The sequence below is a fragment of the Kribbella sp. NPDC031520 genome, from assembly GCF_055580825.1.
In genome coordinates, this window is the sequence record NZ_JBVIKS010000002.1 from 120,228 (window position 1) to 141,435 (window position 21,208).

Annotated in this window: 21 protein-coding genes; 14 read left to right on the top strand and 7 right to left on the bottom strand. The window is 68.5% G+C overall.

Annotation, left to right across the window (positions count from 1 at the left end):
• The first annotated feature begins 71 nt into the window (after window positions 1-71).
• The 4 genes from ACZ5BU_RS09100 (at window position 72) to ACZ5BU_RS09115 (ending at window position 2,249) form a co-directional block, all read left to right on the top strand.
• On the top strand, window positions 72-434 hold the full coding sequence (locus ACZ5BU_RS09100) for a hypothetical protein (protein WP_465696935.1): 363 nt from the start codon (window positions 72-74) through the stop codon (window positions 432-434).
• A gap of 72 nt (window positions 435-506) precedes the next feature.
• Window positions 507-848 carry a hypothetical protein gene (locus ACZ5BU_RS09105; protein ID WP_465696937.1) on the top strand — a complete coding sequence of 114 codons (342 nt, stop codon included), beginning with the start codon at window positions 507-509 and terminating at the stop codon, window positions 846-848.
• Window positions 849-907: 59 nt separating this feature from the next.
• Window positions 908-1,327 (top strand): hypothetical protein, encoded by a 420-nt coding sequence (locus ACZ5BU_RS09110; RefSeq protein ID WP_465696939.1) that lies wholly within the window; start codon window positions 908-910, stop codon window positions 1,325-1,327.
• Window positions 1,296-2,249, top strand: a complete 954-nt coding sequence (locus tag ACZ5BU_RS09115; RefSeq protein WP_465696941.1) for a nucleoside hydrolase — start codon at window positions 1,296-1,298, stop codon at window positions 2,247-2,249. The genes ACZ5BU_RS09110 and ACZ5BU_RS09115 overlap by 32 nt, the downstream gene beginning before the upstream one ends.
• Here the strand turns inward: ACZ5BU_RS09115 and ACZ5BU_RS09120 are convergent.
• Genes ACZ5BU_RS09120 through ACZ5BU_RS09130 form a run of 3 tightly spaced genes read right to left on the bottom strand, consistent with a single transcriptional unit; the run spans window position 2,246 to window position 5,209 of the window.
• A complete protein-coding gene (locus tag ACZ5BU_RS09120; RefSeq protein WP_465696943.1) occupies window positions 2,246-3,049 on the bottom strand; it encodes an alpha/beta fold hydrolase in 804 nt (267 codons plus the stop codon). The genes ACZ5BU_RS09115 and ACZ5BU_RS09120 overlap by 4 nt on opposite strands.
• A 49-nt stretch (window positions 3,050-3,098) precedes the next feature.
• A complete protein-coding gene (locus ACZ5BU_RS09125) occupies window positions 3,099-4,292 on the bottom strand; it encodes a M20 metallopeptidase family protein (RefSeq protein WP_465696944.1) in 1,194 nt (397 codons plus the stop codon).
• A complete protein-coding gene (locus ACZ5BU_RS09130) occupies window positions 4,289-5,209 on the bottom strand; it encodes a 5'-3' exonuclease (protein ID WP_465699224.1) in 921 nt (306 codons plus the stop codon). The genes ACZ5BU_RS09125 and ACZ5BU_RS09130 overlap by 4 nt, the downstream gene beginning before the upstream one ends.
• Window positions 5,210-5,312: 103 nt before the next feature.
• On the opposite strand from ACZ5BU_RS09130, the gene ACZ5BU_RS09135 reads away from it, so the two are divergent.
• Entirely contained in the window at window positions 5,313-5,753 is a 441-nt protein-coding gene (locus ACZ5BU_RS09135; RefSeq protein WP_137256794.1) for an Lrp/AsnC family transcriptional regulator, read from the top strand.
• Between the two features lie 373 nt (window positions 5,754-6,126).
• The gene (locus ACZ5BU_RS09140; RefSeq protein ID WP_465696947.1) at window positions 6,127-6,405 is read left to right on the top strand and encodes an HAD family hydrolase; all 279 of its coding nucleotides are present in this window, start codon (window positions 6,127-6,129) and stop codon (window positions 6,403-6,405) included.
• Here the strand turns inward: ACZ5BU_RS09140 and ACZ5BU_RS09145 are convergent.
• The 3 genes from ACZ5BU_RS09145 to ACZ5BU_RS09155 form a co-directional block, all read right to left on the bottom strand.
• Entirely contained in the window at window positions 6,399-8,204 is a 1,806-nt protein-coding gene (locus ACZ5BU_RS09145; RefSeq protein ID WP_465696949.1) for a DUF8094 domain-containing protein, read from the bottom strand. The genes ACZ5BU_RS09140 and ACZ5BU_RS09145 overlap by 7 nt on opposite strands.
• 125 nt (window positions 8,205-8,329) lie before the next feature.
• Window positions 8,330-9,280, bottom strand: a complete 951-nt coding sequence (locus ACZ5BU_RS09150) for a DUF8094 domain-containing protein (protein WP_465696950.1) — start codon at window positions 9,278-9,280, stop codon at window positions 8,330-8,332.
• 102 nt (window positions 9,281-9,382) lie between these two features.
• Window positions 9,383-10,846 (bottom strand): KamA family radical SAM protein, encoded by a 1,464-nt coding sequence (locus ACZ5BU_RS09155; protein ID WP_465696952.1) that lies wholly within the window; start codon window positions 10,844-10,846, stop codon window positions 9,383-9,385.
• A gap of 142 nt (window positions 10,847-10,988) precedes the next feature.
• On the opposite strand from ACZ5BU_RS09155, the gene kdd reads away from it, so the two are divergent.
• The 7 genes from kdd (at window position 10,989) to ACZ5BU_RS09190 (ending at window position 19,032) form a co-directional block, all read left to right on the top strand.
• Window positions 10,989-12,032, top strand: a complete 1,044-nt coding sequence (kdd, locus tag ACZ5BU_RS09160; RefSeq protein WP_465696954.1) for an L-erythro-3,5-diaminohexanoate dehydrogenase — start codon at window positions 10,989-10,991, stop codon at window positions 12,030-12,032.
• Window positions 12,033-12,035: 3 nt separating this feature from the next.
• Window positions 12,036-13,619, top strand: coding sequence for an amidohydrolase (locus ACZ5BU_RS09165; RefSeq protein ID WP_465696956.1), 1,584 nt, complete (start codon window positions 12,036-12,038; stop codon window positions 13,617-13,619).
• Complete coding sequence (kamD, locus tag ACZ5BU_RS09170) at window positions 13,616-15,175, top strand: lysine 5,6-aminomutase subunit alpha (protein WP_465696958.1); 1,560 nt, start codon at window positions 13,616-13,618, stop codon at window positions 15,173-15,175. The genes ACZ5BU_RS09165 and kamD overlap by 4 nt, the downstream gene beginning before the upstream one ends.
• Window positions 15,172-15,924: a lysine 5,6-aminomutase subunit beta gene (gene kamE / locus ACZ5BU_RS09175; RefSeq protein WP_465696960.1), complete on the top strand. Its 753-nt coding sequence runs from the start codon at window positions 15,172-15,174 to the stop codon at window positions 15,922-15,924. Before kamD ends, kamE begins: the two co-directional genes overlap by 4 nt.
• Before the next feature lie 2 nt (window positions 15,925-15,926).
• Window positions 15,927-16,316: a 3-aminobutyryl-CoA ammonia lyase gene (kal, locus tag ACZ5BU_RS09180; RefSeq protein ID WP_465696962.1), complete on the top strand. Its 390-nt coding sequence runs from the start codon at window positions 15,927-15,929 to the stop codon at window positions 16,314-16,316.
• A 573-nt stretch (window positions 16,317-16,889) separates the two neighbouring features.
• A complete protein-coding gene (lnt, locus tag ACZ5BU_RS09185; protein WP_465696964.1) occupies window positions 16,890-18,458 on the top strand; it encodes an apolipoprotein N-acyltransferase in 1,569 nt (522 codons plus the stop codon).
• A 103-nt stretch (window positions 18,459-18,561) separates the two neighbouring features.
• Window positions 18,562-19,032, top strand: coding sequence for an FxsA family protein (locus tag ACZ5BU_RS09190; RefSeq protein WP_465696966.1), 471 nt, complete (start codon window positions 18,562-18,564; stop codon window positions 19,030-19,032).
• Window positions 19,033-19,358: 326 nt separating this feature from the next.
• Here the strand turns inward: ACZ5BU_RS09190 and ACZ5BU_RS09195 are convergent, their stop codons facing one another.
• Window positions 19,359-20,204 carry a LysR family transcriptional regulator gene (locus ACZ5BU_RS09195; RefSeq protein ID WP_465696968.1) on the bottom strand — a complete coding sequence of 282 codons (846 nt, stop codon included), beginning with the start codon at window positions 20,202-20,204 and terminating at the stop codon, window positions 19,359-19,361.
• 82 nt (window positions 20,205-20,286) lie between these two features.
• Here ACZ5BU_RS09195 and ACZ5BU_RS09200 point away from each other — a divergent pair, with 82 nt between their 5' ends.
• A complete protein-coding gene (locus tag ACZ5BU_RS09200; RefSeq protein ID WP_465696970.1) occupies window positions 20,287-21,189 on the top strand; it encodes an MBL fold metallo-hydrolase in 903 nt (300 codons plus the stop codon).
• The last annotated feature ends 19 nt before the right edge of the window (window positions 21,190-21,208 follow it).

A 21,208-nucleotide genomic window follows, 5' to 3' on the forward strand; every position in this document is an offset into this window, starting at 1 on the left:
CACGGCGTCCCCGTTCCACTACCTGTGGATAACTTCCGCGGGGCTTGCTCTGTCTGTGGCGTACTTGAGCGATGGCGACTGACGCGGACTCGGTGCGGCGACGTGGTAACCAGCGGGCAAAGGTGGTCGGGACGAAGCTGAGGCTGAGCGATCCAGCCGACGTGGCTACGCTGCGGGACGCCTGCCTGGTCGCGTACGAGTTCCCGGCGCCGTTGATGGTTCGAGTGGCCGACGACATGCTGGCGGATCTTCGCGCGGACGTCGGATCCCGTCGTACGGACCGCATCCTCGGCCTCGGCCGTGACGGCCACCACCTGGCGTTCGCGATGACAATGCTCGATCACGACTTCATCCGGCGGAACTGCTCGAACCTGGTGGTGTCGCGGGCCCTGGTCGAGAACGCACTGCAGGATCTCGAGAACCGTCGGGGATGAGGTTTCCAGGTACTGAGCGAGTACCTGCAGCTCCGTGGGGTGCCGGTCGGGCGGCAGGGGAGCCGGGTCAGCGTGTTCGACACGAGCTACAAGGGCACGGTGCAAGAGCTCCTGTCGGCGGTGTACCCGCAGACGACCTTCACCGGGCGATACGCGTTCCACGGCGCCTCGCCGTACGACCCGCATCCGGGGAGCAAGAAGGGGTACGAAGTACACCTGACAGCTGCTGAAGGACGAGGCGGCCTGCCGCTCTACGAACTCCCGGCTGAAGTTTCCAAGACGTTTGCACACCAGCTCGCGCTCAACAGCATCGAGGAACTCCTCGACGGGCCGATGTCGAGTCCGGTCCGACTCGGTGCTGCCGGCCCGAGCAAACCGGCCAGCGCCATCAGCCGGCGCTTCTGGACGGACTGAGCCGTGGCCGGATCTCGCCGCGGCTCCGCCGCCTTCCGGTGCGCGAAGGCGTGAAGGTGATGAACCTGCATGCCGTGGCCGACCTAGCCGGAGATGTCGCGAGAGTGCGCGATGCCGGGGGCAACTACCGGGCCTGGTTGGACGACTGGGCACAGCGGTACCGCGTGGAGATCCGCGCCTGGATCAGCCGCGGATCCACGGATCCAGGGCTGGCGGAGTTCCTCGACTCGTTCGTGCATCGTGCCGACAAGAAGCAGGCTGACCTGCTCCAGAAGGCGCTCGACCGGGCTCAGGTCCCCGGGGTCGCGCGAGAGTCGATCTGGGCGGCGTACGAACAGTGTGGCGACGGTGACAAGAAGGTCTTCGTAGAGAATGTTCTGAACTCGACTCGGGCAGGCGGAGGTAGTGATGGGCGGCGGGAAGGGAAGCGACCCGGAGGGCGAGTGGATGGCCCTCGCCGGGACGACCGCGGGCTTTGAGGAGTTCGAGGATATGGCGGACGCGATGCTTCGGGATGGGCCCCCGCCGCGGGTCGGCCCGCCGGCGATTGCCAAGGCACCGATGATCATCGACACCGACCTGGGCGGGGACCCGGATGACACGGTGGCCCTGGTGGTGGCAGCTCGGCGGGTGCCGGAGTTGCGGTTGGTGGTCACGAGCGACGAGTACGGCGGGGAACGGGCAAGGCTCGCGCGGTACCTGCTGGATCTGGTCGGACGGCCGGAGGTACGCGTGGTGGCAGGGTCTGATCTGGGGAACAGCCGGATGTGGGTGATGGACGGGGTCTGTCCTGCTGACGTGCCCCGGCAGGACAGCGATATGGTCGGCGCGATCGACGACGTCTGTTCGGATGGCGAGGGAAGGATTCGCTGGGTCGGGATGGGGCCGTTGTCGAACCTTGCGCGGCTGCAGCGCGAGGCACCGGTGCTGGTTCCGCGGCTGGCCGTCACACAGATGGGGGGTGCGATCAACTATCGGGATCCGTCGCGGGCCGAGCACAACTTCCGGGTCGACGCGGGGGCGGCCATCCGGATGGTGCCTGAGCTGGGCAGGTGGAATCCGTCGTTCGTGCTGTCGGACGTGACGTTCAACCAGGCAATGGAGATCACCCGCAACTCCGCGCTGTACGAGCGGTGGGGTCGTCCGGATGCGCGGCCATGGGAGGGGGTGCTGCGGGAGCACTTCGACCGTTGGACGAAGAAGTACCCAGGTTCGATGCAGCACGACGCCCTCACGCTCGCGGCTGCGATGCTCTGGCCGGGTGTGCGATTCGTACGGGAGAACGTCGCGCTGGACGAGATCGCGCGGATGAGCCTGAAGGCTGACGGCATCGAGATTGCGGTGTCGGTTTCGGCTGACTATGGCGCGTTCATGTCGTGGTTGGAGGATGCGCTGGCTTAGTCGGCGGCGCGAAGTACGTCGGTGACGAACTCGCGGAAGGCCGGGGGTGTGGAGAACATCGGCATGTGGTCGGCTTCGGGGATCAGGTGCAGGGCGGCGTGCGGAGCTTGAGTGGCCAGGCGGCGGCCCCAGAGTTGGGTGCCGGCGAAGTCGCGGCCGCCGATCAGGACCGATACTCCGACCGTGAGCTCGGCGAAGCGGTGTTTGACCGGTGGGTCGAGTTCGACGCCGTGGTGGACCGGCATCGTCATCACCCGCGAGTTCGCGATCTCCAGGCCGACCAGCAGCCGGCGGTTGTCGCCGCGGACGGCTGGGCACCAGCCTTGTACGTCGTGGTCGGCCGCGGCCGGGATCCCTTCGGAGGCTAGGATCTCGGCCTGTCGCGCGAAGTGCGCCCGCATCACCACGCGGGCGGCTTCCTCCGCAGGCGTCGGGTCCGGGAACTCGCCGAACGACCCGCCCACGACGGCGACGTGCGCGACCCGCGCCGGATGCCGGTGCGCGAACCCCAGCGCGCGCCGTCCACCGTCGGACACTCCGATCAGCACGGTCCGCCGTACGTCGGCCGCGTCGAGCACCGCAGTCAGGTCCGCGATCTCGTCGTACGGCTTCTCCGCCGGCGAGGACAGCCCGTTGTCGCGGTAGTCCCAGGTCGTCACGCGATGGGTCTCGGCGAGCCACTCGACCGTCGATGTCCACATGCGAACGTCGGCCAGTCCGCCGTTCAGCAGGACGACATCGGGGCCTTCACCGTGCTGCTCGAAGTACAGGTATCCGTCGGGCACATCCACGAATGGCATGCGGGCAGTCTGCTCGGCGGCGGACTGCCCGGCCAATCGGGAATTCTCCCTAGACGCGGTTGAGACGACGTACGGCGAGCTCGGCGAGGAGGGCTGCGCCGTCCGGGAGGATCGAGTCGTCGAAGTGTGCCAAGGGGGAGTGGTTGTCAGCTGCTGTGTCGGGGTCGGCGGCGGCGCAGGCGCTGAGGTTCAGGTACACGCCGGGCGCCTCGTTCAGTACGTACGACATGTCTTCAGCACCGCACCGCGGGTTCGGACGCTCGCGGAACCGGTCGGCCCCGAAGAGGTCCTCGATCGTCGTACGGGCGAACTCGTACTCCGCCGTGTTGTTCACCGTCACCGGATACCCGACCTCGTACTCAGCCTCGACCTGCAGCCCGTGCGCCGCGGCGAGGCCCTCGACGAGCTGGATCGATGCCTTCTGCACCTTCGCCCGGGTCGCCTCGGAGAACGTCCGCACGGTCGCGTCGAAGAACGCGTCGTCCGGGATGATGTTCTCCTTCGTCCCGCCCGCGATCCGCCCGACCGTCAGCACCACCGGGTCGAACACGTCGAACTGCCGGGTGATCATCGTCTGCAGCGCGGACACGATCTCGCACAGCACTGGGATCGGGTCCTTGCCGCGGTACGGCGTTGCCCCGTGCGTTCCCGCACCGATCACCCGAACGTGCAGCTGATCCGCCGCGGCCATGAACGACCCCGGCCTGCTGCTCCACATCCCCAGCGGCTGTGACGACGCGCCGACGTGCAGCCCGTACGCCGCGTCCGCCCGCCGGCCCGCGGCGTCGAGAACGCCCTCGCGGATCATGATCGGCGCACCGCCCGACGTCTCCTCGCCCGGCTGGAACATGAACACCACGTCACCCGGCAGCTCGTCCTTGAGCGCGCACAGCACCTTCGCGGCGCCGACGAGCCCCGCGACATGCAGGTCGTGGCCGCAGGCATGCATCATGCCGTCATGCCGGGACGCGTACGGTACGTCGACGCGCTCGGTGACCGGCAGCGCGTCCATGTCACCACGCAGCAGTACGACCGGACCCGGGCCGCGGCCGCCGCGCAGCACGGCGGTCACCGACGACAGCTCCTTGCCGAGCGTGATCTCCAGCGGCAGACCCTCGAGCGCGTCGAGGATCAGCTGCTGTGTCTTCGGCAGGTCCAGGTCGTACTCCGGCACCTGGTGCAAAGCGCGCCGCAGGGTGACGATCTCCTCGCGGAACCCCTCCGCCAGCTCTCGGGTGCTCATGCTTTCGGTCCGAGGTCGAGGGCCGACATCACGCGTTGGGCCGAGCCGCCGAGCTCGAGCAGTTCGACCAGGTCGAGCCAGCGTTCCGGGTCCTTGATCTCGCGCGGCAGCGTAGCGTCGTACGTCCCGACCGGGGCGTCCTTCGCGACCGCGACCACTTTCGGCGCGACGTCGAGGTAGTCGCTGTCCGCCAGGATCTTCTTCTTCACCCCAGGCGCCATCGGCGTACTCGGGTCGGCGGCCGCGGCGCGGATCGCGTCGAGATCGCCGTACGCTGTGACGAGCGACGCGGCCGTCTTCTCGCCGATGCCCTTCACGCCGGGCAGCCCGTCGGACGCGTCACCGCGGAGCGTGGCGAAGTCGGCGTACCGCTGGGCGGGGATCTCGTACTTCGCCAGCAGCGCGGCCTCGTCGTACACCTCGGCCCGGCCGACGCCGCGGGCTGCTGTGTAGACGATCCGGATACCGCGGCTGTCGTCGATCAACTGGAACAGGTCGCGGTCGCCCGTGACGACGTCGACCGGCATCGTCGCCTGGTGCGAGAGCGTGCCGATCACGTCGTCGGCCTCGTGGTCCGGCGCGCCCACGATCGTGATCCCGATCGCCTCCAGGCACGCCCGGATGTACGGCACCTGGACCTCCAGGCGGTCCGGTACATCCTCCACCTGCTCGCCCTTCGGCGTCACGAACTCGACCCGCTGCGCCTTGTACGACGGGATCAGCGCGACCCGCCAGGACGGCCGCCAGTTGTCGTCCCAGCAGGCGACCAGGTGGGTCGGCCGGTGGTTCTCGGCGAGCCGGGCGATGAAGTCCAGCAGCCCGCGGATCGCGTTCGTCGGCGTACCGTCGGCGGCCTTCATCGTGTCCGGAACACCGAAGAACGCACGGAAGTAGAGCGACGCCGTGTCGAGCAGCATCAGCCGCTGGGGTCTGTCAGCCATGCCCAGATGCTTTCACAGCCCACCGACAGCCCGCGAGATCGCATGCGGCCGGGACGGTTGCTCCAGTAATGTCTTGGGGATGGAGGACCTGGACCGCAAGATCGTCGGGCTGCTCGCGAGCGACGGCAGGATGAGCTTCACCGACCTGGGCAAGGCGACCGGCCTGTCCACGTCGGCCGTACACCAGCGGGTGAAGCGCCTCGAGCAGCGCGGCATCATCCAGGGGTACGCCGCCACCGTCGACCACACGGCTCTGGACCTGCCGCTGACCGCGCTGATCTCGATCCGCCCGATCGACCCGTCCCAGCCGGACGACTCCCCAGAACGCCTCCGTGAGGTCCGCGAGATCGAGTCCTGCTACTCGGTCGCAGGCGACTCCAGCTACATCCTGGTCGTCCGCGTCGCCTCCCCGGGCGCCCTGGAGAACCTCCTGGCGGTCATCCGCGCCCGTGCCAACGTCTCCACCACGACCACGATCGTCCTCTCCACCCCGTACGAACGCCGCCCCCCAGCCCTGTGAAGGTCCTCCTCACCGACCTTTTCAGCACCCTGATCCCGGGCGGTGATGCTGCCCGGGACGAGGTCAACGCCCAGATGGGTGCTGTGCTCGGCGTCGACCCGACGGCATTCCAGGCAGCCTTCGACGCGTCGTCGTACGAACGCTTCATCGGAGCGTACGGCGACCTGCCGACCACGCTCCAGGTGATCACTCAACGGTGCGGCGGCGCCCCCACCGACGAACAGGTCCAACAGGCAACAAGCCTCCGCAGGGCCCTCGCGCAGCGCCTACTGGCTGCTCCACCCGCGGCAACGCTGGAAACACTGGCCGCCTTCAAGACAGCCGGCTGGCGAATCGGCCTCGTCAGCAACATCACCGCCGAGACCCAACTGCAGTGGCCGCCAGCCCGCTGGCGCCGTACTTCGACACGACCGCCTTCTCCGCGGAGCTCGGCGCAGCCAAGCCCGAGCCGGCAATCTACCTGGCAGCCTGCAACGCTCTCGGCGTCGAGCCGGTCGACTGCATCTACGTCGGCGACGGCAGCGACGGGGAACTCCCCGGAGCGGCCGCCCTGGGGATGCACGTCGTACGGACCACCGAACACGCCGACAGTGATCCGTCGTGGGCCGGGCCGAGCATCAGGAGCTTTGCGGAGTTGGTGGACTTTCAGTAGCCGCCGGCGTCGACGAGTTGGGTGTCGATTGAGGCGATCTGGATCTTGCCCTTGCCTTTCGGGGGGATGAGCAGGACCAGGTCGTTCAGGGTGGTCGAGGTGAGGGCGCTCTCGTACCTCGCCGTCTTCGGGCTGAACGCGGTCATCGGGAGGGCGGCCCAGGAGAAGTTGTAGTTCTTCGCGACGAGCACCGTGTGGTCGTGGGTCAGCGAGACGAACTGGACCGCCGTACCGGACCTGGTGACGAACGCGGGCGACGTCTTCGGGGCGGTGAAGGTGTCGGTGACGCTGCGCACCGAATTCGGGGTGCTCGCTTGGGCTGCTCTTGTCTTCGCGAGATCCGTGATGAGGGTGGTGATCTCGGTGTTCGGGACGAAGGCCGCGGCCTTGGGGGACTTGGTGCCGCCGGTCAGGTACGTCGCCAGCGCGGTCGCGGCGGCCTGAGGGGCGACGGCGAGGCGGGTGGCGTCGGACTTGCCGGCCGGGCGGAGGCCGTCCAGGTCGGGCAGTTTGACGGTGGTCCGCACGGTGGCGGCGAAGGTGAGCATCCACGGCCTGCCGGCGGACGCGCGTTCCCAGAGGCCGACGTGGCGGTACGCCTTGTTGTCGGAGATGCCGGAGGAGCTGACGAAGCTCATCGGGTAGCTGCCGTACTGCGGGGCGCCGACGTACGGGTTGGTGTACGTGAACGCGGGCGAGGTCTTCGCGCCCGCGGCCTGGTCGATCTTGAAGCCGGCCTGGCTTTCGCGGACGAGATTGCCGCCCTCGATGGTCGCGATCAGGTTGCTGTTGCGGGTGTGGTTGGCCTTGTTGTTGACCTCGTTGTAGTGCTTGATCACGTCTGCCGCAGCGCCGTTGCTGATCGAGGGCCGGGTGAGCACCTGCACCGTGTCCGCGGGCGGCACCGCCGCACAACCGGTCACCAGCCCCAACGCCAGCCCGGCGAAGCCCAGCCGCCGCAGCGGCGCCCCACCGGACCGCGGCGGCTGGCTCGGGGGCGGTGGGCCTTGTGGGGGCCTGCCTTGCGCGGGGGCCTGTTGGCCTGGGTGCTGGGCGGGCGGGGCCTGTGGTGCGCCCACCGGTGCGATGGGCTGGGTGGACGGACCGCCGTGCGGCACCGGGTACGGGCCGGGCTGCTCGGCTCCGGGTCCGCTGTTCTGGGACTGCGTGTTCTGCGGCGCCTTCGGCTTGGTGGTGCGCTTGCGGCGCAGTACCAGGAGGATGCCCAAGGCAAGCAGAACGATGCCGATGGCAAAGGCGGCGAGCGCGGTGCCGAACGCGTTCGGGATCTCGATGCCGAGGTCGACCTGGACGTCCGGTGTGGTCTTCCCGTCGGCGTTCATGATCACGACGTCGTACGGGCCGTCGGCGATCGGCCAGGCGATCGACTGGGTACCCGTACCGTTCGCCTTGGCGACCCACCAGTCGAGCGTGGCCGGAGCGGCGAGCGGACCCGCCGTACCCTTCTCGTCCTGCGTGCTCAACGCGATCGGGTACTGGATCTGCACGAGCTTCGTGTGGTTGATGCCTTTGAGATAGCTGGCGACGTCGAAGTCGCGCGCTACACCGACGAAGGCCGGCTGGTTCTTCGTCGACCGTACGTCGACGTGCAGCACGGGACCGTTGCGGTTCAGCAGCTCCGGGGTGCTCGCGATCGCGAGGCCCTTGGTGCTCAGGTGCTGATCACCGGAGTGCACGGTGTTGTCCGGTCCGATCACCCAGAAGGCGGCCGCACCTCCGACCACCGCAACGATCAGACCGATCAACGCCAGCAGTACGCCGACAATCCTGCGGATCACCCGCACGAGAATCTCCCGAGATCGCGGCGTGCCCCAGACACACCGCCCGACATGCGACCCGTGATGCTAGCCCGCGGCCGCCGCACAGAACGCGCACGCACCATCACCTGAACCAACTTGTGACCTCAGTACCCACCGGCGTCCACCAGTTGACTCGTGAACCCGACGACGCGAACCTTCGAACCTTTCCCGGCCGGGACAACGACCAGCACCTGGTGCAGCGTGGTGCTGGTGATCGCGTTGCTGTAGACGTGGTTGGGAATGGCGAATGCGTTCGCCTCGAAACCGTCCGCCCACGATCCGCCGTACTTGACCCGCATGAGCTCGGAGTTGGTGAGGGTGAAGAAGGCGAGCACATCACCGGACGACGTCCGAAACGCCACGGGCGGGCCGTTGACCGTGAAGGTATTCGTCAAGGAGATGAGGCCCACGCCGCGGTCGCGGGCGAGCTCGGCCTGGCCGGCCGCGATCTCCTTCTGCACCTTCACGACATCCGGTGTCACCGTGAACGAGCCCGTGTACGGCGACTTCGCGCCAACTCCGAGCAGTTCCGCGAACTTTGCCGCTGCGACCGACGGTGATTCCGCGAGGCCGGCTGATGCGGTGGGGTCGACCTCGTGCAGGCCGGCGAGGTCGGGGACCGGGATCGTTGACGGGACGGTGACGGTGACGGTGAGGTGCCAGGGGGTGCCGGCGGAAGGGCGTTCCCAGAGGCCGAGGCGGTGGTTACCTGAGGCAACGAAGTGCATCGGGTAGGTGCCGTACTCCGGGGAGCCGACGGACTGTGCCGTGAAGGGGATGGCGCGGGCGACCGGCTTCTTCTGGTAGTGGCTGATTTTGTAGGTCGCCTCGGTCTGGCGGAGGAGGTCGCCGGACTGGACGGTCGCCGCGAGGTCGTCGGAGCGGCGGTTGTTCGCGGTGGCCGTGACCTCGTTGTAGTGCTGGATGACTGCTGTTGCGGCGTCAGGCGTTACGGCGGGGCGGGTGAGGCTGGTGACGGTGTCGGCCCGGGGGAGGGCTGCACAGCCGGAGGCGGTCAGGACGGCTGTCGCGACGATGAGGTGGGCGCTCCGCACGGGAGCACAGTAACGGTTGCCCTGTGCATCTACAGAGCGGATTGCACGTTGTTGCAAAAGAGTCTTGGGTGCCGCCCCCTGCATCAGCGGCACCCAAGACGGTCAGTTGAGCTCGAGGTGGGCTTGGGCCTCGGCTGTGGTGCGGGAGGCGGCGGCTCGGGCTTCGGCTTCGGCGAGGTGGTTGCCCGCGTGTTCGCGCCACCAGTCCTGGCCTTCGGCCGGGAGGGTGTCGATCGGGTCGTAGTACTCGTAGGTGCGGTTCAGCGCTTCCGGGTCCTGCTGCTCGATGCCGGTGCGGTAGTTCTTCTTCCAGTACGAGATGCCGCGGACCTCGTCGTACTCGGACAGCTGGTGCACCCAGCGCTTCCCGACGTACGGGACGTCGCAGACGATCCGCGGCGTCGCGAACCCGGGGAGGTACCCGAGGATCCCGTGCTGCAGGTGCTGCGCGTCGGGGACCGACACCCGCCAGTGCTCCGCGAACGGGATCATGTCGCACATGTAGAAGTAGTACGGCGTGACGTTCGCGCCGTCGAGCAACGCGAAGCAGAGGTCGAGCAACTGCGGGATCGAGTCGTTGACGCCGCGCATCAGCACGCCTTGGTTCCGTACGTCGCGCAGGCCGGCGTCGAGCATCGCCTTCGACGCCTCGGCAACCAGCGGCGTCACCGACTGGGCGGCGTTCACGTGCGTGTGCATGGCCAGCATCACGCCGCGCGAACGCGCAACAGACGCGACCCGCTCCACACCGGACAGCACGTCGGAGGAAAGCCAGTGCTGCGGCATCCCCATCAGCGCCTTCGTGGCCATCCGGATGTCGCGGATGTTCTCGATCTCGAGCAGGCTCATCAGGAACGCCTCGAGCCGCGGCCACGGCATGTTGGCGACGTCGCCACCGGACACGACGACGTCCCGGACGCCCGGCGTACGGCGGAGGTAGTCGAGCATGTCGTCGAGCCGGGTCTGCGGCTTCGCGACGAACTTCAGCTTGTCGATCACCGGCGTCGAGTTGCCGACCAGGTCCATCCGGGTGCAGTGACCGCAGTACTGCGGGCACGTCGGCAGGATCTCCGCGAGGACCTTGGTCGGGTAGCGGTGGGTCAGCCCCTCCGTGGCCCACATCTCGTGCTCGTGCAACGAGTCCCGGGTCGCGTGCGGATGCGACGGCCAGTCGGTACGGCGGTCACTGAACACCGGCAGCATGTAGCGGCGGACCGGGTCGGCGTAGAACGCCTCCGTGTAGTCGGCTGCGCCTGAAGGCACGATCGTGTTCAGCATCTGCGGCGGCAGCAGCATCGACATCGTGGCGCGCTCGGCCTGGTCGCGGGTGAGGTCCTCGTAGAACCGTTCCTCGAGCAGGTCGCCCATCACGTCACGCAACTGCTTCACGTTCTTCACGCAGTGCGACCGCTGCCACTGCACCGAGCGCCACTCCTCGGCCGTGACGTCCTTCCAGCCGGGCAGCCGGGTCCAGTCGGGTTCGACCAGCTCGGTACGCCGGTACAGATACGGCTGGCCGTCGCCGGGCTCAGAGTGTGCCAGCTCCGGGGTGATCAGGTCGGTCACGGGTCCTCCGCGGGGACGTGGGGGATGCGGTCTCATGTGAGGATAGCGATAGAACTTCCCTCAGATCCAACAATACGCCGCAAGAATTCCCGTTCAGGCGGGCTGTGAGTAGTATTTTGCCCGACCGCACAGAGGAGGACCCGTGTCATCGAGCCCGGTAGGACTGCACCGCGTACTCGCACCGTCCGGCGTGTTGCCGCAGGCGGCGGAGCGACTCGACGCACGTCCTGACATCTGGCCCGACGAGGTCCGGATCGCGGTCGAGCGACTGAACCTCGACGCCGCGTCGTACCGCCAGCTGGCCGAGGCGCACGGCGGTGACGGTACGGCGATCCGCCGCGCCGTCCTGGACATCGTCGCGACCCGCGGCAAGATGCAGAACCCGGTGACCGGCTCCGGCGGGATGCTCGTCGGTGTCGTGGACGAGGCCGGCCCGGACTCGCCGCTCGGGGTCCGCAAGGGCGACCGTGTCGCGACCCTGGTCTCACTGACACTGACCCCGCTGCAGATCACCGACGAGCTGAAGGACTGGGACGGCAAGAGCGAGCAGGTCCCGGCGCAGGGTCACGCGATCCTGTTCGCCAGGTCGATTGTCGCGAAGCTGCCGGACGACCTGAAGCCGGAGCTGTCGCTCGCGGTGATGGACGTCTGCGGCGCGCCGGCGCTGACCGCCCGCGTGGTGCGCTCGTATGTCGACAAAGGCACAAAGCCTGTCGTGTCAGTAATTGGCGGCGCAGGCAAGTCGGGTTCGCTTTCGCTGGCGGCAGCGCGGGCCGCGGGCGCCGCGCGGACGATCGGCATCGTCCCGTTCGCGGGGGAGCGCGAACGGTTGTCGGCCGCGGGTCTGGCCGATGTTGTCGCGTTGGCGGACGCGCGTGATCCGGTGGCGCTGGCCGACGCGGTCGCGGGCGCTGGGGGACCGGCGGACATCACCGTCGTGTGCGTCGACGTACCGGGGTGCGAGCACGGGGCCGTACTGTCGACCGCCGCCGGAGGCACGGTGATCTTCTTCTCGATGGCGACGTCGTTCTCGGCGGCGGCTCTTGGTGCGGAAGGGCTGGCGGCGGACGTGACGATGCTGATCGGCAACGGGTACGTGCCTGGTCACGCGGACTACGCCATGGAGCTGTTGCGGTCCGAGCCGGGTGTCCGTGGTCTGTTCGAGAGCAGGCTGGCGGAGGATTAGGGCGTGCGCACACTTCTGACGAACGGTTCCGTCTACTCGCCCGCCGACCCCCACGCGACCGCGATCGCCTTCGACGACGGGATGGTGACCTGGCTCGGCGACGACACCGGCGCCGGTGCGTACGCCGACGGCGCCGACGAGGTGATCGACCTCGACGGCAAGCTGGTCACGCCGGCCTTCGTGGACGCCCACGTTCACACCGCGCAGACCGGCGCGCTGCTGACCGGCCTCGATCTTGCCGGTACGACGTCGTTGACCGGCGCGCTCGACAAGCTGGCGGCGTTCGCGGCGAACCTGCCCGAGGACGCGGTGATCGACGGTGCCGGGTGGGACGAGACCAAATGGCCGGAGGGCCGCGCACCGACGGCCCAGGAGCTGGACGCGGCAGGCGGTGGGCGGCGGGTATACCTGTCCCGGATCGACGGCCACTCCGGCGTCGTCTCGTCGGCGCTGTTCGACGTTGCGCGCGGTGAGGGGTTCGAGGAGAGCGGTCGCGTCGAGAGGCATGCGAATCACCTGGTTCGGGACGCGTTGAGCGAGCTGATCGGCCCGGAGCAGCGACGGACGGACATCGAGGCGGCCCTGCGTGCGATGGCCTCGAAAGGTATTGGGGCATTCCACGAGATGGCTGCCCCGCATATCGGGCCGCTCTGGGAATTGCCGCTGGTACGGGACGTCGCGGACGAGCTCGGCTTGTCGGCGACGTTGTACTGGGGTGAGCCGGCGGCGTTCGAGCACCTCGGGACGTACGGCCTGGCCGGCCTCGCGGGTGATCTGAACGCGGACGGTGCGCTCGGGTCGCGGACGGCCGCGCTGAAGGAGCCGTACGCCGATCGCGCCGGCCACCGCGGGCACGCCTACCTGACGGCGGAGCAGATCGCCGAGCACGTGATCGCGTGTACCGAGCGGAACGTGCAGGCCGGGTTCCACTGCATCGGAGACCAGGCGATGGACAACATCGCCCGCGGCTTCGAGCTCGCCGCCGAGAAGGTCGGCGTTCAGGCATTGGTTGCCGCGCGCCACCGTCTCGAGCATGTCGAAATGGTCGACGAGGCAACGATCGCGACCCTCGCCCGCTGCGGCGTGGTGGCCAGTGTGCAGCCGATGTTCGACGGCCTGTGGGGCGGTCCGGACGGGATGTACGCCGAGCGCGTCGGCGACCGCTGGCAGGGCATGAACCCGTTCGGTTCGCTGGCCCGCGCGGGCGTCGTACTCGCCTTCGGATCGGATGCTCCGGTGACCGAGCTCGGTGGCTGGGAAGCTGTACGGGCGGCCGCGTTCCACCACGAGCCGTCCGAGCGGATCACCGTGCGGGCGGCGTTCCAGGCGCATACCCGCGGCGGCTGGCGGGCGGCCGGGATCGACGATGCCGGCGTACTCGCACCCGGTACGGCCGCGACGTACGCGATCTGGCAGAGCGACGCGGAGCTGGTCGTGCAGACGCCGGACCGGCGAGTGGCGGCGTGGTCGACGGACCCGCGGGCCGGCGTACCGGTGCTGCCGGATCTGAGTGAAGGCACGCCGACCTGCCTGCGTACGGTCGTCGGCGGCCGAGTGGTTCATGACTCCGAGGGATGGTCCCAGTGAAGAAGCTCGACCTCGATCCGGTCACCGTCCGGAAGGCGCGCAGCCTCGCGCGCAAGGCCGGCAAGCCGATCGTCAACCTGGCTCGCCAGCACACCACGGTGTCGGTGGAGCGTGCGGTACTGCGGCTCGCCGGGCTGACCGGCGCCGATACCGAAGGCATTCCGTGGGTGAACCGCCTCGCCGACACGGTCCGTGCCGACGTCGGGCTGGAGCACGGGCTCGCGCTCCCGGTGTGGGACGCGCTGCTCCGCGGCGAGGCCGAAGACCTCGCAGTACTGGCGCAGAAGGCCGCCTCGGGTTCCGTCAGGTTCCGGATGCCCGAGGGACGCGACGCCGTACGCGCGAGGTCCCAGGCGCGGAAGGCCGCGGCTGCGGGGATGAAGCGGATCGACGGGCGGCGGCGTGAGCGGGACCGGCTGATCAAGCGGCACGGGGACCCGAAGCAGCGCCCGTGGATCTACCTGATCGTTGCCACCGGCGACATCTACGAGGACATCCCACAGGCGCAGGCGGCCGCGCGCGAGGGCGCCGACATCATCGCGGTGATCCGTTCGACCGGGCAGTCGCTGCTCGACTACGTACCGGAGGGCGCGACCCGCGAGGGCTTCGCCGGTACGTACGCCACCCAGGAGAACTTCCGCCTGATGCGCGCCGCCCTGGACGACTCGTCCCGCGAGCTGGGTCGCTACGTCCGGCTGACGAACTACGCGTCCGGGCTGTGCATGCCGGAGATCGCGACGCTGGCCGGGCTCGAGCGGCTCGACATGATGCTGAACGACTCGATGTACGGGATCCTGTTCCGCGACATCAACCCGATCCGGACATTCGTCGACCAGCGGTTCAGCCGGCAGATCCACGCCCGCGCCGGGATCATCATCAACACCGGCGAGGACAACTACCTGACCACCGCGGACGCGGTCGAGGCCGCGCACACCGTGACGGTCTCGCAGCTGCTGAACGAGTACTTCGCCAAGGAGGCCGGGCTCGAGGACTGGCAGCTCGGGCTCGGGCACGCGTTCGAGATCAACCCGGACCTGCCGGACTCGTTCCGGCTGGAGCTGGCGCACGCGATGCTGGCCCGGCAGCTGTTCCCGAACGCGCCGCTGAAGTGGATGCCCCCGACCCGGCACATGACCGGCGACGTGTTTCGCGGGTACCTGCTGGACGGGTTCTTCAACCTGGTCGGCGCGATGACCGGGCAGGGCATCCTGCTGGTCGGGATGATGACCGAGGCGGTCGTCACGCCGTGGATCTCGGACCGGGACCTGGCGCTGCAGAACGTCCGGTACGTGTTGGGGGCCGCAGGCAACCTTCACGAGGACTTCCGGCCGGAACCGAACGGCTTCATCGCTTCCCGTGCCCGGCAGGTCCTCGGCGAGTCGGTCGACCTGCTGGACCGGATCGTCGACGACGGCCTGCTCAACGCGATCGGCGACGGCACGTTCGGGCTGATGAAGCGCCCACAGGACGCCGGTCGCGGCCTGGACGGCGTCGCCCGTAAGTCGCCCGAGTACTACAACCCGGCGACCGAGCTGCTCGAGGAGGGTGTGGGATGAGCATCATCCGTCCGTACGGCGATACCACCGGCGACGGGATGGTGCAGCTGTCGTTCACGCTGCCGGTCCCGCACGACAAGCTGGCCGAGGGCGCCGCGGTGCAGCTGGCCAACAAGATGGGCATGGACCCGGCGCTGGTCGTGCACTCGAAGCCGATCGGCCCGGACTTCACGTTCTTCGTGGTGTACGGCCCGGTGAACCACCTGGTCGATACCTCCAAGGTCGAGGTCGTCGAGCGCGACTACCCGTTGCTGTCGCCGAAGGAGGTCAACCTCGCGATCCGCAAGGGCCTGCGCCGTCGGCTCACGGTTGTCGGTGCCTGTATCGGTACCGACGCGCACACGGTCGGGATCGACGCGATCCTGAACATCAAGGGGTTCGCCGGCGAGAAGGGCCTGGAGTACTACCGCGAGGTGAAGGTGGTGAACCTCGGCGCGCAGGTCGCCGTACCGGAGCTGGTCCGCCGCGCCCGCGCCGAGAAGGCGGACGCCATCCTCGTCTCCCAGGTGGTGACGCAGCGCGAGGCGCACGTGCTGAACACCAAGGAGATGTCCGCGGCGTTCCGGGAGGCGTACGCCGAGGACGCCCGGCCGGTGTTGGTTGCCGGTGGCCCCCGTTTCACCGAGCAGATGGCCGGCGAGCTCGGCGTCGACCGGGTGTTCGGCCGCGGTACCACCCCCGGCGAGGTGGCCAGCTACCTGGTCGATGCGCTGGTGACCCGACGTCACTCCTACAGAACGGTCGCATAAAGGTGTCGAAGGCAACTATTGGTCTGACCGTCACACATCGCCGGTACGTCCCGTACAGCCACGCGCACTACGCGGGGAACCTGGTGGACGGCGCGTACGTGCTCGGCCTGTTCGGTGACGTCGCGACCGAGGTGTGCATCCAGGCGGACGGGGACGAGGGGCTGTTCGCGTCGTACTCCGACGTCCAGTTCCTGGAGCCGCTGCGGGCCGGAGACGTCGTGGAGGTGAAGGCAACGATCTCCCGGGTCGGCAACCGCAGCCGGGAGCTCGACTTCAGCGCGTACGTCGTCTGCCGCGGCCGCCCCGACCTTTCCGGGTCGGCCGCCGAGGTGCTCGACGTACCGCTGGAGATCACCCGGGCCAAGGGAACGGTCGTCGTACCGGTTCGGTGACGTTTGGTTGCCCTGGGTAACGATCACGTGGAGTGCCGAGATCGCTCTGTAACGTGACGCGAAATGAGGGTAATTCGTTTTCCCTTGCAGGACAGGCGATAGTGTTACAACGGGCTCAAAGAGCCGGGGGAGAGGTTGACACCGTCGCCGTCAGCGAGCATCGTTTTGGGAGTCGTCAATATCCCGTTTGTTCAACGGTCACACGAAGTTCGGCCACCGGATGATCCCGCGACGCTGACCAGGCCAGTGCCAGGCTTGAGTCGACGGGGGCTGAGATCGCCGGTGGTAAGCCCCCCGCGGGGCAGAGGTGGAAGAGGCTCGGCGGCCAGTAGACAACAGCCGGACGGTTCGCAGCCAGCGCACCGCCGGTTGGTCCGAAGGCACGCCGAGCCTCTTTCCTCTTCTCCGGGGCCGATTCTCTGAAGTGTTCTCACTTCCTCGCGTTCTGCAGCGACCCCGTCGCTTTCCGCGATCGCTGCCGATTGGCTACTGACCGGATACATTTACGTGTTCGGGACGTTGTACGGTCGTGCGACCGGCGTCTGCCGGTGAGTGAGGACAAGGGGTTACCGCGTGGACCGGTTGAAGGCGCTGGGGCGGCTCCTGCCGCGGATTGTGGTCGCCGTGGGTGCCGGGGCGTTGCTCGGGCTTGCGTTCGAGCCGCACGACCTGCCGTGGCTGACGATCGTCGCCGTACCGCTCCTGCTGGCCGCGCTGCACGGGATCTCGATGAAGGCCGGCTTCCTGGTCGGCGCCGCCTTCGGGATCACGTACTACGCCGTCCTGGTTCCGTGGCTGAGCATCATCGGCGGCGACGCCGCGATCGCGCTCGCGGTCCTCGAGGGGCTGTTCTACGCGGTCTTCGGGTTGTTCGCGACGCAGGTGCTGAAGCTGCGGTTGTGGCCGTTGTGGATCCCTTGTCTGTGGGTGGCAACCGAGTTCGCGACCGCCTCGGTGCCGTTCGGCGGGTTCCCGTGGGGGCGGCTCGCGTGGGCGTTCTCGGAGGCTCCGCTCGGGCGGCTGGCAGCGTACGTCGGGATTCCCGGGCTGAGCTTCGTCGTCGCGTTCATCGGCGTGCTCGTGTACGCCGTACTGCGCCGTGGGATGGCGCTGCGGATGCGCGCGGTGGCCTTGGTCGCGGGGCTGGCGATCGTGTTCGGAAGCGCCCTGATCCACCTGTCGCTCGCCGGCGACGGGAAGAGCGTGACGACCGCGATGGTGCAGGGCAACGTACCGGGCAAGGGCCTGGAGTTCCTCGGCCGGGCGCGGACCGTGACCCGCAACCATCTGCAGGCGACGCTCGACCTGCAGAAGGACGTCGAGGCGGGGAAGGTTCCGAAGCCCGACCTGGTCATCTGGCCGGAGAACTCCACCGACATCGACCCGTACAAGGACTCCGAGACTGCGGCCGACATCGAGGAGGCCGTACACGCGGTCAACGTGCCGATCCTCGTCGGCGCCGTCACCGAAGGGCCGGGGGTGAACGAGCGGCAGACCACGGGCATCGTCTGGGACCCGGTGACCGGGCCCGGTCAGCGGTACGCGAAGCGGCACCCGGTGCCGTTCGGTGAGTACATCCCGTTCCGCAACCAGCTGCTGCCGTACATCCATCGGCTGGAGATGATCGGCGCGCAGACCGTACCCGGCGTCGGGCCTGGGGTGATGCCGATCCGCGGGGTGACGTACGGCGACGTGATCTGCTTCGAGCTCGCGTACGACAACGTGATCCAGGATGTCGTGAAGGGCGGCGCGCAGGTGCTGATCGTGCAGACGAACAACGCGACGTACGGCGGGACCGGCCAGCCCGAGCAGCAGTTCGCCATCACCCGGATGCGCGCGATCGAGACCGGCCGTACGGTCCTGATCGCGTCGACGAGCGGCATCTCCGGCGTGATCCGCCCGGACGGCTCGGTCGAGCACAAGTCGGCCCAGTTCACCCGCGACGTGTACGTGACCCAGGTGCCGCTTCAGGACGGCCAAACCCTCGCCACCGCTCTCGGCGGCTGGCCCCAGTGGATCCTGACCGCCCTCGGCCTGCTCGGCCTGGTGCTCGCGATGGCGGGTCGCCGTACGCGTGGTGACAAGACTCCGCCTCCGCCTGCGTCCGGTTCCGCTGTCGAGCGCGAGAAGGTGCCTGCCTGACAGTCGGGGTATCCCCTGAACAACCCCGGACGACCGCCGCGGGCCGTGGGAAGCACTGGTGCTACCTGTAACACTGGGGTGAACTTGCGGGAAGGAACCTGACATGGCGTGGTTGATCGGACTGGCACTGCTGATCGTGCCGATCGTGGAGATCTACGTGATCATCCAGGTAGGCCACGCCATCGGCGGCTGGCCGACCGTAGGCCTGCTGATCCTGGAGAGCGCCCTCGGCGCCTGGCTCGTGAAGCGCGAAGGCCGCCGCGCCTGGAAGGCCCTCCAGTCGGCGCTGCAAACCGGCAAACTCCCGGGGCGCGAACTGACCGACGGAGGCCTGGTCCTGATCGGCGGCACCCTCCTGCTCACGCCCGGCTTCGTCACCGACATCTTCGGCTTCTTCTTCGTCCTCCCCTTCACCCGCCCCCTGGCCCGCCGCGTGGTAACCCGCTTCATCAACCGCCGAGCCACCACCCTCACCCCACCCGCCTTCACCCCCTTCATCCCCGGCACCACACAACCCCGCCCACCCGCCGGCGACGTCATCCAAGGCGAAGTCATCGACCCGGACAAGAAGTAGGCCGGATGCCCGGCTGTCCCCGGTTCGGCCGCTACGCCGGCCCGGGCCGACGCTCGCCGAGTCCGCCGGCGCCGGCCCTGGCGGGCTGACGCTCGCGGAGTCCGCTGGCCGGGCGGGTTCGGTGCGCGGGGGAGACACGCGTACGCGAATGCCGACAGCTCCGCGGAGTTGGCGTATGGGTGCCGCGACGTCCTGCGCGTGTCCGCAGTGCCGGCATTTTCACCATCCGCGCGGAAAAGCGGCTCCTCCGCACAGCGTTTATGCGCGTCTCGGGGAGGATTTTCTCCCCGATTCAGGATGGAATCCTCCCCACCTCGGCTGTCGGTTTACCGGTAGATCGTCTTCGCGGTTTGGGTGAAGGAGAGGGTTTGGGGGGTCGAGTTGGTCCAGGCGATTACTGCTGGGCTGGGTGGGAGGTCGGTCAGCGGGACTGTGACCAGGTCCGGGCCGGGGTCGTGGTGGGTGAGGGGTGTCAGGCCGATGGTTCCGTTCCAGCGGACGGACTGGAGGCATTCTTGGACGGCTCGGACCACTGGGCCTTGGCGCGGGTGGCCGCCGTTCCAGTAGGACTGCCAGATCGGGTCCGTGCCGGGTGGGAACTGGAACCAGCGGCGGTCGGCGAGATCCGCGAGGGTGAGGGATTCGCGGGTCGCGAGTGGGTCGTCGGAGCGGAGTACTACGCCGACCGGATCGGAGCGGAGTTCGAGAACCTGCAGGCCGGTTCGGTCGAACGGGCCGCGGGTGAGGGCGATGTCGACGCGGCCGGCGCGGAGGCCGCAGGTGGGGTCGTCGAGGTCGGTTTCGCGGATGTGGATCTCGACGTTCGGGTGGCGGGCGCGGTACGCGGCGGCGAGTCGGGAGATGTCCGGGTCGGTGCTGTCGCTGAGGATGCCGACGGTCAGGGACGCGGCATCGGCAGCTGCGGCGACCCGGCTGCGGACCCGGTCGGCTTGGGCGAGTAGCTTGCGGGCATCCGCGAGGAGCGCGGTTCCGGCGGGTGTGAGGGTGACGCCGGACGAGGAGCGGCTGAAGAGTGCCGTACCCAGGTCGGCTTCGAGCTGACGGATCGCGCGGCTGAGTGGCGGTTGGCTCATGTACAAACGTGTCGCGGCGCGGCCGAAGTGCAGTTCCTCGGCGACGGCGACGAAGTACCGCAGGGTGCGTAGTTCCATCACCTGCGACGATACCCGTCGGGTATCGGTGATGCCGGAGAAGTCTTGGACGGGGCACGTACGGCGGTGGTCCGCTGGACGCATGCTCGAAGACCCGATCGTCAACACCACCGACGTCCAGGAGCTCGCCCGCGACCTCGTCGTGATCCCGAACCGGAACGTCGACCTCGTCCCTAACATCGCGCTGATCGGCGGCACCGAAGCGGTACTCGTCGTCGACACCGGCCTGGGCCCGCGGAACGCGAGGCGTGTCCTGGAGTTCGCGGCGGAGTATGCGGCCGGCCGGCGCCTCTACCTGACGACGACGCACTTCCACCCCGAGCACGCGTTCGGAGCGAGCGTGTTCGCGGGCGAGGCGACGTACCTCGTCAACCAAAAGCAGGCCGACGACCTGACCACCAAGGGCGAGGGGTACCTGGCAATGTTCCGGGAGCTCGGCGAACCGGTCGCGCGTGAACTCGACAACGCGACGATCCCGACCCCGGACCAGACGTACTACGAAACGCACGAGCTGGACCTCGGTGGCCGGGTCGTCGAGCTCCGCGCGACCGGACGCGCGCACAGCAAGGGCGATCAGGTCGTCTCGGTCCCCGACGCCGGTGTGCTGCTGACGGGCGATCTGGTCGAGACGGGTCAGTTCGCGATCTTTCCGTGGTTCCCGCCGTACGACGTCGACGTGTCCGGCGTGCGCTGGATCGACGTACTCGACCGCCTCGCCGCCGAGCGTCCGCGGATCGTCGTCCCTGGCCACGGCGACATCGGTGACGCTCGGCTGCTCGCCCAGGTCCGCGACTACCTGGTCGAGCTGCGCGACGAGACGTGGAATCGCCGAGACTCCGGAGAACTCGAGGACGCGATCGCCGCCGAGGTCCGCGCCCTGATGATCCAGCGCCACCCCGACTGGCGCCTGCCCGAATGGATCGACCGCGGCGTCGGCTGCCTCTGCTCCGAACATCCGGCAACTGGTCCCATGGAAGGTTCCTGAATCGGTCCTTGAACCCCGC

Coding starts and splice junctions, on each gene's coding strand:
- ACZ5BU_RS09100 (WP_465696935.1), top strand. CDS start 72: ATGGCGACTGACGCGGACTCGGTGCGGCGACGTGGTAACCAGCGGGCA.
- ACZ5BU_RS09110 (WP_465696939.1), top strand. CDS start 908: ATGAACCTGCATGCCGTGGCCGACCTAGCCGGAGATGTCGCGAGAGTG.
- ACZ5BU_RS09115 (WP_465696941.1), top strand. CDS start 1,296: ATGGCCCTCGCCGGGACGACCGCGGGCTTTGAGGAGTTCGAGGATATG.
- ACZ5BU_RS09120 (WP_465696943.1), bottom strand. CDS start 3,049: ATGCCATTCGTGGATGTGCCCGACGGATACCTGTACTTCGAGCAGCAC.
- ACZ5BU_RS09125 (WP_465696944.1), bottom strand. CDS start 4,292: ATGAGCACCCGAGAGCTGGCGGAGGGGTTCCGCGAGGAGATCGTCACC.
- ACZ5BU_RS09130 (WP_465699224.1), bottom strand. CDS start 5,209: ATGCTGCTCGACACGGCGTCGCTCTACTTCCGTGCGTTCTTCGGTGTT.
- ACZ5BU_RS09135 (WP_137256794.1), top strand. CDS start 5,313: ATGGAGGACCTGGACCGCAAGATCGTCGGGCTGCTCGCGAGCGACGGC.
- kamE (WP_465696960.1), top strand. CDS start 15,172: ATGAGCATCATCCGTCCGTACGGCGATACCACCGGCGACGGGATGGTG.
- ACZ5BU_RS09190 (WP_465696966.1), top strand. CDS start 18,562: ATGGCGTGGTTGATCGGACTGGCACTGCTGATCGTGCCGATCGTGGAG.
- ACZ5BU_RS09195 (WP_465696968.1), bottom strand. CDS start 20,204: ATGGAACTACGCACCCTGCGGTACTTCGTCGCCGTCGCCGAGGAACTG.
- ACZ5BU_RS09200 (WP_465696970.1), top strand. CDS start 20,287: ATGCTCGAAGACCCGATCGTCAACACCACCGACGTCCAGGAGCTCGCC.